The 14215-nt window shown below is 65.7% G+C and carries 13 protein-coding genes and 1 tRNA gene; 7 read left to right on the forward strand and 7 right to left on the reverse strand.

Annotation, left to right across the window (positions count from 1 at the left end; all coding sequences use genetic code 11):
- Nucleotides 1-356 precede the first annotated feature (356 nt).
- Both PKKP23_RS13890 and PKKP23_RS13895 read left to right on the forward strand, forming a co-directional pair.
- Complete coding sequence (locus PKKP23_RS13890) at nt 357-1502, forward strand: glycerate kinase (protein ID WP_126877323.1); 1146 nt, start codon at nt 357-359, stop codon at nt 1500-1502.
- Nucleotides 1503-1768: 266 nt separating this feature from the next.
- On the forward strand, nt 1769-2224 hold the full coding sequence (locus PKKP23_RS13895; protein ID WP_126877324.1) for a MarR family winged helix-turn-helix transcriptional regulator: 456 nt from the start codon (nt 1769-1771) through the stop codon (nt 2222-2224).
- A gap of 140 nt (nt 2225-2364) precedes the next feature.
- Here PKKP23_RS13895 and PKKP23_RS13900 read toward each other — a convergent pair whose 3' ends face one another.
- From PKKP23_RS13900 to PKKP23_RS13910, 3 genes are all read right to left on the reverse strand, one after another.
- Nucleotides 2365-3378 carry a 2-dehydropantoate 2-reductase gene (locus tag PKKP23_RS13900; RefSeq protein WP_126877325.1) on the reverse strand — a complete coding sequence of 338 codons (1014 nt, stop codon included), beginning with the start codon at nt 3376-3378 and terminating at the stop codon, nt 2365-2367.
- A gap of 32 nt (nt 3379-3410) precedes the next feature.
- Nucleotides 3411-4181 carry a class II aldolase/adducin family protein gene (locus PKKP23_RS13905; protein WP_126877326.1) on the reverse strand — a complete coding sequence of 257 codons (771 nt, stop codon included), beginning with the start codon at nt 4179-4181 and terminating at the stop codon, nt 3411-3413.
- Between the two features lie 204 nt (nt 4182-4385).
- Nucleotides 4386-4472: transfer RNA gene (locus tag PKKP23_RS13910), tRNA-Leu, on the reverse strand.
- 299 nt (nt 4473-4771) lie between these two features.
- On the opposite strand from PKKP23_RS13910, the gene PKKP23_RS13915 reads away from it, so the two are divergent.
- Nucleotides 4772-5629, forward strand: a complete 858-nt coding sequence (locus tag PKKP23_RS13915; RefSeq protein ID WP_126877327.1) for a squalene/phytoene synthase family protein — start codon at nt 4772-4774, stop codon at nt 5627-5629.
- A 75-nt stretch (nt 5630-5704) separates the two neighbouring features.
- On the opposite strand, the gene PKKP23_RS13920 is transcribed toward PKKP23_RS13915, so the two are convergent.
- The 3 genes from PKKP23_RS13920 to PKKP23_RS13930 form a co-directional block, all read right to left on the reverse strand.
- Nucleotides 5705-6937, reverse strand: coding sequence for a DUF1501 domain-containing protein (locus PKKP23_RS13920; protein ID WP_126877328.1), 1233 nt, complete (start codon nt 6935-6937; stop codon nt 5705-5707).
- Nucleotides 6938-7031: 94 nt separating this feature from the next.
- Nucleotides 7032-8462 (reverse strand): DUF1800 domain-containing protein, encoded by a 1431-nt coding sequence (locus tag PKKP23_RS13925; RefSeq protein ID WP_240659009.1) that lies wholly within the window; start codon nt 8460-8462, stop codon nt 7032-7034.
- Between the two features lie 238 nt (nt 8463-8700).
- Nucleotides 8701-9036: a hypothetical protein gene (locus tag PKKP23_RS13930; RefSeq protein WP_126877412.1), complete on the reverse strand. Its 336-nt coding sequence runs from the start codon at nt 9034-9036 to the stop codon at nt 8701-8703.
- Between the two features lie 236 nt (nt 9037-9272).
- Here PKKP23_RS13930 and ompR point away from each other — a divergent pair, with 236 nt between their 5' ends.
- The 4 genes from ompR to PKKP23_RS13950 all read left to right on the forward strand — a co-directional run bounded on the left by ompR (nt 9273) and on the right by PKKP23_RS13950 (nt 12832).
- Nucleotides 9273-10007 carry an osmolarity response regulator transcription factor OmpR gene (gene ompR / locus PKKP23_RS13935; RefSeq protein ID WP_017773795.1) on the forward strand — a complete coding sequence of 245 codons (735 nt, stop codon included), beginning with the start codon at nt 9273-9275 and terminating at the stop codon, nt 10005-10007.
- Between the two features lie 45 nt (nt 10008-10052).
- Entirely contained in the window at nt 10053-11402 is a 1350-nt protein-coding gene (locus PKKP23_RS13940) for an ATP-binding protein (RefSeq protein ID WP_017773794.1), read from the forward strand.
- A 273-nt stretch (nt 11403-11675) separates the two neighbouring features.
- Nucleotides 11676-12224 carry a peroxiredoxin gene (locus tag PKKP23_RS13945; protein WP_126877329.1) on the forward strand — a complete coding sequence of 183 codons (549 nt, stop codon included), beginning with the start codon at nt 11676-11678 and terminating at the stop codon, nt 12222-12224.
- A gap of 83 nt (nt 12225-12307) precedes the next feature.
- Nucleotides 12308-12832 carry a carboxymuconolactone decarboxylase family protein gene (locus PKKP23_RS13950; protein WP_126877330.1) on the forward strand — a complete coding sequence of 175 codons (525 nt, stop codon included), beginning with the start codon at nt 12308-12310 and terminating at the stop codon, nt 12830-12832.
- A gap of 84 nt (nt 12833-12916) precedes the next feature.
- On the opposite strand, the gene PKKP23_RS13955 is transcribed toward PKKP23_RS13950, so the two are convergent.
- Nucleotides 12917-14092: an acyltransferase family protein gene (locus tag PKKP23_RS13955; protein ID WP_168724569.1), complete on the reverse strand. Its 1176-nt coding sequence runs from the start codon at nt 14090-14092 to the stop codon at nt 12917-12919.
- Nucleotides 14093-14215: the final 123 nt, after the last annotated feature.

A 14215-nucleotide genomic window follows, 5' to 3' on the forward strand; every position in this document is an offset into this window, starting at 1 on the left:
TACCTGCCACACGCATTTGCCGCACGCCTTTGCCACAGTCCGGGAACCGCCTTCCGGGCACCCACTTTGAGGCCACTTCCAGCACGGTTTGGTCAAAAGAGCCCAGTAGTTTAGCAAACTATTGACGCGCTCAAGCGGAATCGGCGTACCTGCCATATTCGGCGTGGGTTGCCTCGCGAAAACATTCGGGCGCAAGCGTCCGATGTCCGTCATGCGAGCGCCCGTATCGCGGGCGCGAGCGAGGCTGATAAGCTAACGGGCGCGCACCGCGCGTAGGGCACTGTCGCGGCCCGATGGTGGCCCCACGCCACGCCTTTGCCGATTATTCCAACTTCCACGAGACACTCAGGAACACTATGTCAGACACGTCCGTCGCGCCTGTCGTCGTCATCGCTCCCGACTCCTTCAAGGGTTCGCTCAGTGCCGCCGAGGTGGCCGCCGCCATCGCCGAAGGCGTGCGTCGCGCGCGCCCGGACGCGACAGTGCGTCTGTGCCCCATGGCCGACGGCGGCGAAGGAACGCTCGATGCGCTGCTCTCGCACGGCGGCGTGCGGCGCATCCTCAGCGTGCACGGCGCAGCCGGTACGGCGCGCGAGGCGGCGGTGGGCTTGCTCGAAGACGGCAGCGCCATCGTGGAGACCGCCGAAATCGTCGGCATCACGGACGCGGACGGCATGAGCGTGCCCGTCGAGGCGCGCAGCACGCGCGGCATGGGCGAAGCGATCCGCTCTCTGCTCGACGCGGGCGTGCGGCGCTTCTATGTGGCGCTGGGCGGTAGCAGCACCAACGACGGTGGCGCCGGCCTGCTCGCTGGCCTCGGCCTGAAGCTCTTCGATGCCGCCGGCGAAGCCCTCGAACCCACGCCGGCCTCGCTCGCGCGCCTCGCGCGCGTCGATGTCTCGCGACTGGACGCGCGCGTGGCCGAAGCCACGTTCGTCGGCATGTCCGATGTCGATAATCCGCTCAATGGCGAGCATGGCGCGACCGCCGTATTCGGCCCGCAGAAGGGTGTCCGGCCCGAACAGGTCGAGGCCATCGACAGCTTGCTCGCGCGTTTTGCCGATCTGCTCGAAGCCGCGCTGCAGCGCACGGCGCGTCATGAACCGGGCGCGGGCGCCGCGGGCGGCCTTGGCTTCGCGCTTCGCATGCTTGGCGCGCATTTCGAGCCCGGCGCCGAAGTGGTGGCCCGCGAGGCCGGCCTCGACGCCGCACTCGCCGGCGCGAACTGGCTGATCACCGGCGAAGGACGCTCGGACGTGCAAACGCTCCACGGCAAGGCGCCTTTTGTCGCCTGTCGCCACGCGCGCGCTGCCGGCGTGCCGGCGTCGCTGCTCTCCGGCGCCGTGGATCCCGCCGCATTGCCCAGACTGGCGGAGCACTTTAGCGGCTGCTTCTCGCCGGCGCCCGGCCCCATCACGCTGGACACGGCCATTCGCGACGCGGCGCGACTGCTCGCCAACGAGGCGGAACAACTGACACGCCTGAAATACGGCGTGCGCTGATCGACGATCGACGCTGCGAGCAAGAAAAAACACCGGCACAACGCGAGGTGCGTCGACCACACACCTCGCGCAACGACACCGTGATTCATGCCGCATGCCGCGCGAGTCGTGCCACGCGCGTCATCTCCAGTATCGACGTGCAGCGACGCGTCGGCATCACGCCGCGCGTTGACCGGCTGCACAGTTGCAGCAACAATCACAGCGCCATGACGGCGTCATGTTGACCGCGTCACTACGCCGCCCTCCCCACTACGACCAGGACCCCCATGAAGGCCGACGACAAAGCCGGACTCGACCAGTTTCTGACCTATCGCCTGCACGTCCTGAACAAGCTGTCCGAACGCGGTATCAGCGAACGCTACCAGGCGAAGCTCGACGTCACGCTGCCCGAGGCCCGGATCATTGCCGCGGTGGGATCGTTCGGGCCGTTCTCGGTCATGGACCTCGCGCGCCACGCGAATCTCGACAAGAGCCAGGCGAGCCGCGCCGCGGAAGCGCTGATCCGCCGGGGGCTGGTGGCCCGCGACAGCGATCCCGCGGACGGACGCGTCGTGCTCGTTTCGCTCACGCCGGAAGGCCGCGCGCTCTATCGCCGCGTGATGCCCATTGCCCGCAAATGGAACGCGGACCTGTTCGATTGCCTCGACAACGCTGAGCGCGTCGCGCTCGGCAACATGCTCGACAAGGTGATTGCGCGCGCGCTGGAGCGGGCGGCCGGCTGAAGCCGCGTCCGCAGCATCCGGGGCATCCGGGGCATCCGGGGCATAGGGCCGGTGTCAGCGGCCGCTTTACGGCTTACGTTACTGGCCGCTTCGTCGTCGCGGCTCCTCGCCCCGCTTCGTCGTTCTCTTCACGGCCAGAATCACAGTCCGCTGTTCGCCGCACGCTGTCTCAGCAAGCCAAGCACCGCGTCGCAAAACGGCGTAGGCACACCGAGTTTGCGGCCCAATTCAGGAAACACGCCGAGGATCGGCCCTACCTCGAGCGGGCGTCCCGCCTCGAAGTCCTGCAGCATCGACGTCCTGAACGATCCGAGCCGCCGTGTCACGGCAATGCGCTCGGCCGGACTCATGCCCGTGGAGAGGCCAAGGCGCGCGCCGATCGCTTCGGCTTCCTCCATCATGCGCAGCACGAGCGCATGTGTGAACGGATCGTCGAGCAATTGCGTCGAGGTAGAACCCGTCAGCGCGCTCAACGGATTCATATTCATGTTGCCCCAGAGCTTGGCCCAGATCTCGGTACGGATGTCGTCCGCGAGGGCCACCTCGAAGCCACCTTCGCGCATTGCACCGGCGAATGCCGCTGCGTGGGCGCCTAGCGCGTCAGGCGCGCCCGGGCCGCCGTTCGCCACGCGCGGGGCGCCTACGATCAGATGATTGCCGCGCCCGCGCCGCACCACGCCCGGCGCATCCGTGGACGACGAAAGATGCACCACGCAGCCAATCGATCGGCGCGGTGGCAACGCGGCCGACACCGCGCCGTTAGGGTCCACGGCCTCGATCGGTGTGGTCGCGAGCGGCCCGTCCGTGCCCGCGAGGAACCACCACGGCAAACCGTTCATGGCGGCGACGATCACCGTATCCGGACCCACGAGCGGTGCGAGACTCGCAGCCACACCCGGCAGCGCCTGCGCCTTCAGCGCGACAACGACGAAGTCCTGTACGCCCAGTTCGGCGGGCGTGTCGGTAGCGATCACGCGCGTCACCGTTTCGCCCTCATCGTCGATGATGCAAATGCCGTCGCCACGAATGGCGTCGAGCGTCTTGCCTCGTGCAACCACGCTCACCGCGTGCCCTGCGCGGACCGCTGCCGCCGCGATCAATCCGCCGATCGCGCCCGCGCCCACTACTGTCGTTCTGATCTGTCCTGTTTTCATGTCTGCCTTGAACCGAGACGCGCAGCGACACGCTACGCCTTGTAAGAAGGATCGATCCGATCCACCTGCCGCAGCATGGCATCGAGCACGTCCTGCCCCGCGCCGTGACGCGGATCGAACTGCAGTGCGTCGCGCGTGCAGCGCATCGATACCTCGTCGGGAATGGGCCGCGCCGCACCGAGCGACGCTGTCGCGAGTTGAACCTCGCATGCGCGGTTGAGGGTCCAGAGCCGCGCAAACGCCTGCGCAACGGTCTCGCCGATGGCGAGCAGCCCGTGATTGCGCAAGATCATCAGGCGCTTCGCACCAAGATTCGCAACGAGCCGCGGCCCTTCGTCGGAGTGAATCGTGACGCCTTCGAAATCGTGGTACGCCACGGCGTCGTGCAGTTGCGCGGAATAGAAATTCGAGTTCTCGAGCCCTCGCTCAGAACAGGCAACGGCAAGGCCGGCCGTGGTATGCGTGTGCATCACGCAGTGCGCGTCAGGCACCGCGCGATGAATCGCCGCATGCACGACGAAGCCCGCGGGATTCACCCGCGCCGCGGTCCCGTCCACGACCTGCCCGTCGAGATCGATCTTGACGAGATTCGACGCCGTGACCTCGGAGTAATGCAGCCCGAACGGATTGATCAGGAAGTGCCGCTCGGGGCCAGGCACGCGCACGGTGATGTGGTTGTAGATCAGTTCGGTCCAGCCGAGCATGGCGAAGATCCGGTAGGTGCCGGCGAGCAAAACACGAAGCGAGCGCTCGTCGCTCGCGCTTGCAGCCGAAACCGGATGCGTGGCGTCGACGGTCTGCATGGCGGTCTCCTTTCCCGGTGCGGCCGAGTGTTGGATAAAGGCGGATGAAACAAGCCCATGCAGGATAGGAGAGGACGGTTGCGGGGGCAACCATGCGCGGTCGTGGAGCGCACGTGCCGCGCTCAGCACGAAAACCCAGCACGAAAAAACGGCCGGACAAAGCCGGCCGCACAGACGTTCGATGCTACTGAGTCAAATAGATGATGGTGCGAGGAGCGGGACTCGAACCCGCACACCATTGCTGGCGTCAGGACCTAAACCTGGTGCGTCTACCAATTTCGCCATCCTCGCCGCCGGGCACGCGGCAACGCTCCTGGTGCTGCCGCGTGCCCGATATCCGGCACCGCTGCCGGCATTGGTGCGGCGGGCGCCGCACGCCGGAATCGCGTGAGGGCGAGATTCTAACCGATTGCCTCACGCTTGTCTGCATGCGCACTGAATCTGCAACCCGCTGCAGTGCTAGAATTTGCCGTTTCGCGTGACGCACCCCATCGCATACCACCGCGCATGATCGCGGCAGACACGCCGCTGCGCGATGGCCGGTGTGCACGTCGGCGAGAGATCCGTCCCCTGCCCCTACCGCCCGCACTGTGAATTTCGACGAATACTGCCTGCAAAAGGCGGCCCCGCCTGGATCGAGCACCTACTACGCACTGCGCCAGGCGCCACTCGCACAGCAGCCGCTGCTCGCGGCGCTGTTCGCTTTACGGCGCGAGTTCGAGGAGACGGTCAAGGAAACGAGCGACCCCACCGTGGGCCGCACCAAACTCGCGTGGTGGCAGAAGGAAACGGCTGCACTGGCGGCAGGCTCGCCCTCGCACCCGGTGTCCATGGCGCTCGCCGCGCACCTGGGTGACGTCGCGGCCGAATACCCCGCGCTGCAGGCGCTGCTGGCGGGCTTCGAGATGGACCTCGAGCAGGCGCGCTACCTCGACTTCCCGAATCTGCGGCGTTACATGGACGGTGTCGGCGGCACGTTTGCCGCGCTTCTCGCACGCGTCTCGGCCAAAGGATCGGCCAAAGGATCGGCACAAGACGCTGCCCAGGCACAGGACTGGGCAGCATCGCTCGGTCACGCACTCATGCTTGCGCAGTTCGTCCACGAAATCGGCAACGACGCACGCCACGGCCGAATCTATGTGCCCATCGACGAACTGCAGCGCTACAACGTGACCGCCGCGGATCTCATCAACCGCCGCTACAGCGACGCGTTCACGCAACTGATGCAGTTCCAGACCACGCGCGCGCGCGACGCGCTGCATAGCGCGCTTGCCGCCATTCCCGCGAGCGAGCGCCGTGCGCAGCGCCCGCTGCGCTCGCTCGCTGCGCTCTCGCTCGCGCTGCTCGACGAGGTCGAGCGAGAGGGTTATCAGGTCTTGCACCAGCAGATCGTGCTCACGCCCATCCGCAAGCTGTGGATTGCCTGGCGCGCGGCGCGGCGCGGCTGAGCCCGCTGGCGGCGGACCTATCGCCCGCCTTTCGCGACGCCCGACGCCCGACGCGCGACGCCCGACACCCATCTCTCACGCGCGCAGCAGCGGCAGCGGGTCGAACCGCTGCTTGAGCACGGCCTGCGCATCCATGCCCCACCACGTATCGAGCACCGTCGCGTAAAGCTCGCGAAAGTCCACGCCCACGGGCAGATTGCCGTTGCCGTCGAGTCTCGCAAGCACGGGCGGCACGCCATAGAAGCCGCCGCGCACGCGTCCGCCTGCGACGAAATGCGGCGCCACCGTGCCGTGGTCCGTGCCGTTGCTCTGGTTCTCCTGCACGCGCCTGCCGAATTCGGCGTAGGTCATGACGAGCGTGCTGTCCCACCGGCCCAGCTCGACGAGCGCAGCGCGCATCGCGGCCATACCGTCGGCGAACTGGCGCAGCAGCGCAGCCTGCTGACCGGGCTGGTTCTGATGCGTGTCGAAACCGTTCAGCGTAAGCCGGATCACCGCGACGCCCTGCCCCGGCATCGCCTTGCCTTGCGGCGTGGACGAAGCCGCGAGCACCTGCATTGCGGTCTTCACCGACGCACCGAACGCCCCGCCCGGAAACGCCGTCTTCAGCGTGTATTGCCCCGGGCGTGGACGCAGGCGATCGGCGGCCTGCAGGATGTCGTTCTCGACGTCCAGAATGTGCGCAAGCTCGGGATTGCGCTCTTGCAGCGAGACAGGCGTGACGAGCTTCGACGCCTGCACGAACTGCGCGGGATTGACGAGTGCAATGGCACGCGCGCCATTGGCAAGCGGCCCCATCTCCGCGCTGCCGATCACCACGCCGTCAGCGGCAAACCCGTGCGGCACCGCGCGCTGCCCGAACGCTCGCGTGAGCCATCCCTCGCGCAGGTATTCGCCGGCATCCGACGCCGTATCCCAGATCTCGATGGAGCGAAAGTGCGACAGGTTGGGCTGCGCATAGCTCACGCCCTGCACGATGGCGAGCTGCTTCGTCTGCCAGAGCGGCATCAGCGGTTCGAGCGCGGGATGCAGCGCCGTGCGTTCGTCGAGCTGAATGACCTGCTCGCGCTTGATGCCGATGTTCTTGCGCAGCTTCAGGTAAAGCGGATCGGCGTAGGGGATGACGGTGTTCAAACCGTCGTTGCCGCCTTTGAGCTCCACGAGAATCAGCAGGTTGTCGTAGCCGTGTGCGATTGAAGAACCCGAGCGTGAGGCACCCTCGCCGGCGTACGCGCGAGGCGCGCCGCGCGCCAGCCACAGCGACATGCCGGCGGCGCTCGCCATCGTCAGGAAGTCGCGTCGTTTCATGCTGTACCTCGTTCGGGCGGTCTCGCCTGTGCCGCCGTCGCGGCAACGCGGGCTGTGCCGCGAGCGCCATCGCTTCGGCAAGCGCGGTTCATCGTCATTTGAGCTGGTAAGCCGGATCCATCAGCAGCGCCTGCAGATAGGCGCTCGCGGTGGAGTCGGTTGCGATCGGGTCCACCGGCGCGAACGGCAACACCGCATGCTGCAACTGCAGTTCGGCGGTAAGCCCTGGCCGCGCTGTCGGCGACGTGCGGAAGTCCGTCAGCCACCGCGCAATGTCGAAATGCATGCTGCCCTTCACCATACGCCCGGCCGGCACCGCCGCCGTGGAGCGCAGCAGTTGCTCGACGAATTGCTTGCGCGCGAGCAGCGTCGAGCTATTGATCCACGTTTCGCCGCCCGGCCATCCCTTCACGTTCGGCGGATAGAACAGGTTCTCGCCGAAGTTGCGCATGGCGCCCGCGAACGGCGCCGTGCTTTCGTAACCGATGTCGAAGGCGCGCACCGCGCCGACCACGAATTCGGCCGGGGACTTCACGAGCACGCCGCGATTGCGCTCGTCCCAGAACGCGTCCGTGAGAAACAACCCACGCAGCGCGACCTTGATGTCGTAGCGACTCGCGCGAAAACGAGCGGCAATGGGTTCGATCTGCGCCGGGTCCGGGCTCTCCGAAACGAACTCGCGCCACAGCTTGCGTACGACAAAGTCGGCTGTCTCAGGGCGCGCGAGCAGAATGTCGAGCACTGCGTCGCCGTCGAACGGTCCTGTTTCGCCGAGTACCGTCTTCATGCCGTTGTCGTGGCGATCCGCCTGCCAGACGTAGGCCGCTGTGTCGGGGTCGACACCCCAGCCCGTGTACGCGCGAGCCGCCTCGGCCACGTCACGCTGCGTATAGCGGCCCTCGCCCAGCGTGAAGAGCTCCATCACTTCGCGCGCGAAATTCTCGTTCGGCTTGCCTTTGCGATTGCTCGCACCATCGAGGTATTGCAGCATCGCGGGATCTTTTGCCACGTCGTGCAGCATCGTCGCGAAGCTGCCCAGCGCGTCGCGGCGCAACAGCACGTTTTGCTGTGCCATCGACTGCGGCCAGCTCACCTTGTCTTGCGCCGACGTGAAATGGTTGTGCCAGAAGAGCGTCATGCGCTCCGTGAGCGGCGACGGCGTGGTGGCCATTTCGCGCACCCACCACGCGCGCAGTTCGTCATAGCGCTGGCCGCGCGTCTGCTGCTCGGCGCGGCGCTCGTCGGGTGTCCATGCGTTGCGTTCGGCGCGCGTGGGGACGGGCTCGGCTGTCCACAACGGCATCGGGTTCACCGCGACGGTGCGCGTAGCGGAGAGCACACGGGCCACGGCCTCTTCGCGCGTGAGACCGACGTACTGCGCGACTTCAGCGTGGTCGGGCGCGAAGCCGGTGCGGGTGAGGAAGTAGCGGGCGTCGTCGGCGTCGAGTACGGCCTCGTGCGTGGGGTGCGAAGGCACCGCGGGTGGCCTGGCGGTGACGCGGCGAGCGGTGCGTGCCGCCGTGATACGCGTTGTGGCGACAGGGTGGCCGGTACCAAAGCCGCCGCTAATCGCCGTGGCATGCGCGGGCGGAATCAGCGCCCCTGCAGTGGCGCACGACGCTGCTACCGCCAGCACGGCCTGCCGCGCCACCCGCGCAAGGCTCGGGCGCATTGTCATAAGCGTATTCATGGTCGACCGGTTCGGGACTGAGCTGCGGTAGCGAGGTCAGCTCTTACACGGCGCGGGCCTGCCTTTTCCGTCGTCAGCGCTTGTAGAGTTCGCGCACGGCGTCCTCGATATGCTGGCGTAGCAGGCGGCGCTCTTCGGGCGTCATGTGGCCGTCGCGGCGGCGCTGGTCGAGGTCGGGGGGGACGGCGGTGCGCATCGCAAGGTCCGAGGCGGGCTGCGGGGGCACAATCACCGGGCGGCGATACGGCTTCGTGCCGTTGGGCGTGCGTGGGGACAGACGGGAATGGGGAAGCCGGTCGGCAGCCGGCTGAGCGAGAACGGAAGCGGGTTCGAGCAGGCTCGCAAGAGCACCAGCCACGGCGAGCCCTGTCACGATGAGGCGCACCCTTGGCCTGACCCCTCCCTTCATCTTGTTCCCTTCGTGGCGCGGCAAACGGCTTACCTCAAATACATGTGTGCATGTGCAAGACCCAAAGAAGGCGGGCGCGAGCGTTATAGTCTAATGAAGTATCCACCGAACAGCCGCAGTCAGTAAAGGAGTGTACGCGTGGCCGCTTTACGTCGTGCCACGGGGCGGGTAAATTTTGTAACTGACTGTAACTCGGCAATTCGCCAAAACTCGCACCCCTTTCTAATCGCGCTAAGATGCCGTCCATGGAAACCAAGAACCCTTCAAAAATCCTTGTCGTCGACGACGATCCGCGCCTGCGCGACCTGCTGCGGCGCTATCTCGGCGAACAGGGATTCAACGTCTACGTCGCTGAAAACGCACCGGCCATGAACAAGCTCTGGGTGCGCGAGCGTTTCGACCTGCTCGTGCTGGACCTGATGCTGCCCGGCGAAGACGGCCTCTCGATCTGCCGCCGTCTGCGCGGCAGCAACGACCGCACGCCCATCATCATGCTCACGGCCAAGGGCGAAGACGTGGACCGCATTGTCGGCCTCGAAATGGGCGCCGACGACTATCTGCCGAAGCCGTTCAATCCGCGCGAACTGGTGGCACGCATTCACGCGGTGCTGCGTCGCCAGTCGCCTTCCGAGCTCCCGGGCGCGCCCTCCGAAACCACGGAGGTGTTCGAGTTCGGCGAGTTCGCTCTCAATCTGGCCACGCGCACGCTCACCAAGGCCGGCCAGGAAATTCCGCTCACCACCGGCGAATTCTCGGTACTCAAGGTGTTTGCCCGGCATCCGCGCCAGCCGCTTTCGCGCGAAAAGCTCATGGAGCTCGCCCGGGGTCGCGAGTACGAAGTGTTCGACCGCAGCCTCGACGTGCAGATTTCGCGCCTGCGCAAACTGATCGAACCCGATCCGGGCAGCCCGCGCTTCATTCAGACTGTCTGGGGACTCGGCTACGTGTTCATTCCGGACGGCGCAGCCTGATCCCGAGCCCAGCTTTGCGGTTCGTTTCTCTGACAGGGACGGTCCATGCGGATTGACCGGCGCGTCCTCACGCACGCCTTCGGCGGACTTTTCTGGCGCACCTTCCTGCTGATCGCGCTCCTCATTGCGGTAAGTCTCGCGGCGTGGTTCCAGAGCTTTCGCGTGATCGAGCGCGAGCCCCGCGCGCAGCGCGTGGCGCTTCAGCTCGTCGCCATCGTCAAGCTCACCCGCACCGCCCTGCTTTACTCCGATCCGGATCTGCGCCGTGCGCTGCTCCAGGACCTGGAGAGCAACGAGGGCGTGCGCGTTTATCCGCGCGAGACCACCGACAAATACAAGCTTCAGCCCGACGAATCGCTGAACCGGCTGATCGAACACGACATCCGCAGTCGCCTCGGCGACGACACGGTGATCGCGCAGTCGGTCAACGACATTCCCGGCGTGTGGATCAGCTTCAAGATCGACGACGACGATTACTGGGTCGCGCTCGATCGCGATCAGCTCGACAACGTCACGGGCCTGCAATGGGTGGGCTGGGGCGTGTTCGCGCTCGCGCTCTCGCTCTTCGGCGCAGCGTTCATTACGAGCCTCGTGAATCGCCCGTTCTCGCGGCTCTCCATGGCCGCGCGCAAGGTGGGCTCGGGGCAGTCTCCCGAGCCGCTGCCCGAACGCGGCATGGGCGTGGCCGCCGAAACGAACCGCAGCTTCAACCAGATGGTGCGCGACCTCGAGCAGCTGGAGGCCGACCGCGCGCTGATGCTGGCAGGCATTTCGCACGACCTGCGCACGCCGCTCGCGCGCCTGCGGCTGGAAACCGAAATGAGTCCGTCGGACCAGACGACCAAGGACGCGATGATCGACGACATCGAGCAGATGGACATGATCATCGGCCGCTTCCTCGATTACGCGCGGCCCGTGCAGCGTCAGCCCGAGAAGGTCGACCTCTCAGTGATCGCAAGCGAGCTCGCCGCGCGCATGTCGTCCGAAGACGGCATGCGCCTGATCACGCGGCTTGCGCCCGCTGCCGTGGTAGAAGCCGATGAAACCGACATGCGTCGCGTGGTGGGCAACCTGATCGAGAACGCCCGCAAGTACGGCATCAGCGAGACCGACGGCATTCCGCACGTCATGCTGGAGACGCGTGTCTCGCATTCGCGCGTGGAGCTTTCCGTGGTGGACGAAGGCCCCGGCATTCCCGAGGACCAGCTTGCGCTCGTCACGCGGCCGTTCTACCGCGTCAATTCGGCACGCACCCAGGCCAACGGCACGGGTCTCGGCATGGCGATCGTGCAACGCCTCGTGGGCCGTTACCGCGGCACCTTGCGGCTGCGTAACCGTGCACCGGGCCCGGGCCTCGAAGTTACGATCGAATTTCCGCTCGCCAAGGGCGTCTGATCCGGCGGGCCACGCCGGCATTTCTGCAGCGCCTCCCCTCGCTCGCGCCGGCAGCCGACGCATCATGACCCGCACGGGTCCCGCTGTCAGCGCGCGGGCACAACCCATGCTGACGCCGTACGCCTAAAAGCATCCTCCCGACGTTTAGACAATTTCTATTGAACAACCCAGTCAATAGACCAGTCTTTGCAGGTGTAGCGGATGCGCTCCCGCTGACCGGAGCGTCACCGCGCTGTCTTTCCATCGAACCCATCTCTGCACAGGAGCAAACGCATGAAAACCGTGGGCGACAAACTCGAAGCTTTCACCGTCACCGCTGCGAAGCCGGGCTTCAACAACCATGAAGAAAACGGCGCGTCGGCGTTCGAAGAGATCACGGAAACGTCGTTCCCGGGCAAGTGGAAGATCATCTACTTCTACCCCAAGGACTTCACGTTCGTGTGTCCGACAGAGATCGTCGAATTCGCGAAGCTGCAAAAAGCGTTCGAAGAGCGCGACGCGGTGCTCCTCGGCGGCAGCGTCGACAACGAGTTCGTCAAGCTCGCCTGGCGCCGCGAGCACAAGGACCTCGACAAGCTGAACCACTATTCGTTCGGCGACGTGAAGGGCGAACTGATCGACCAGCTCGGCATACGCGACAAGGAAGCGGGCGTGGCGCTGCGCGCCACGTTCATCGTGGACCCGGACAACACGATCCAGCATGTCTCGGTCAACAACCTGAACGTGGGCCGCAACCCCGACGAGGTGCTGCGCATTCTGGACGGCCTGCAGACCGACGAGCTATGCCCCTGCAACCGCACGGTCGGCGGCGCCACGCTATGAGCGCGACAAAGCGGCTCGCCATGCCCGGCAAAGCGGGCGAGCGTCCTGCCGACTGATCACGAAGCGACCACGAGGAGGTATTGATGGAGTTTCTTGCCGCGATCAAGGAGCGCATTCCCGACTACGCGAAGGACATCCGCCTGAACCTCGACGGCACGATTGCGCGTTCGTCGCTCGAAGGCAACGACGCCGTGGGCGTCGCACTCGCCGCCGCCTTTGCCGCGAAGAGCGCGACGATCGTGAAGAGCATCCGCGACGCCGGCGTGCTGTCGCCCGAGGAAACCCACGGCGCGCTCGCCGCGGCCGCGCTGATGGGCATGAACAACGTCTGGTATCCGTATGGGGAGATGACCGGCAACGCCGACCTCAAATCGCAACCAGCCGGCCTGCGCATGAACGCCTATGCGTCGCACGGCGGCGTCGACAGGCGCCGCTTCGAACTGTACGCGCTGGCCGCATCGATCGTCGGCAAATGCCACTTCTGCGTAAAGTCGCACTTCGACACGCTCATTGAAGAGGGCATGTCGTCGACGCAATTGCGCGACGTCGGGCGTATTGCCGCGGTGGTGAACGCGGCCGCGCAGGTGATTGCCGCGGAGAACGCGTAGGCACGCGGTACGCGTTGGGCTGCGCGTGCGTGGTCGCGCACGGTAGCAAACGGCGCTGAACGATCGCGAGCCGTCGCAGGCGACTTAGCGTGCGCCGAGGTCCACGGCCGGTTGCTGCCCGGCAAGGCGCCTGCGAATCGCCGCTTCGAGCGGCTTCTTGAGTTCCAGCAAACGCTTTTCAAGCAACTGCCACGATAGATGCGCGAGCAGCAGCGCAAGCAGAAATTGAAGCACCAGCGGCAAGCCAATCTGCAGCCACGCAGGCACATGAAGACGCCCATACAGATACGGCGCTTCGCCGAGCTTCGACGGAATCAGGTTGTGGAACAGGTAGAAGCCGTAGCTGACGGTGCCGAAGTAGTCGAGCGGACGCCATTCGAGCACCGAGACGAGCATGCTGTTCTGCCGGTTGACGATCCAGAGGAACACGCCGAGCAGCGTGAAAGACAGGCCGACGTCGAGCACACCCGCCAGCGCGCCATCGGCCGGCGCGCCGCGCGTCGAAACCCGCCACACCAGCACCGCGACAAGCCCCGCCGTGCACACAAGCATCGTGAGCGTGGCGCCTGCCACGGCGGCCACTACCCGATGGCGCGCACAGGCAATACCGCCCATGCCCCCGAGCGCGAGCAACGCGAAGTTCCACGGCGAGCACGCATAAACGAGCGGCGGACTCGCCCCACCCGCATCGAGCGCCACATGGACGACGGCCGCGACGGCAACGAAGCCCGCGCACAGCGCGACGTGGCGTGACGCTGGCGTGAACAGCAGCACGAACGGCGCCACCAGATAGAACTGCTGCTCGACGGCGAGGCTCCAGAAATGCGAAACGGTGCCCGGCCAGCCGTCCTGCACGAATCCGATCCAGTAATCCGAAAGATAAAGGACATGCCACGGCAAGCCGAGATTCACCTCGCGCTGATAAAACAGGTGATGTGCAATCGCGAGTGCCGCAAGCAAAAGGTAATAAACCGGGAAAATACGCAGCGCGCGTTTCATATAAAACACGTACAGCGCCGCATTACGCCGCGCGCCCGCTTCTTTCGCTTCTTCAATACGCAGGCGATTGCGATGCAGTTCCCCCATGATCAGAAAACCACTGATGAGAAAGAACAGCCAGACGCCCAGTTTTCCGGCATCCACGGCTTCGCCCATGCTGCCCAGATGGCCTTTGTGAGCAACGAACACGAGCGTCACCGCCAGCGCCCGTATGCCGTTGAGGCCCCTCACATGGCCTCGAAGTTCTCGAGCTGCGCTCATCGCCCTTCCTGCATGCCAGTACCCGCGCAGTATAGGGCGACAAATATTGAAATTAATCCGGGCCGAAGGTTCGCCCGTTATTCCCGCGACCGCGAGCGTCCATTAGAGCATGGCAACGCTTTT

The organism is Paraburkholderia kururiensis JCM 10599 = LMG 19447 (assembly GCF_003986935.1).
Lineage (GTDB): Bacteria > Pseudomonadota > Gammaproteobacteria > Burkholderiales > Burkholderiaceae > Paraburkholderia > Paraburkholderia kururiensis.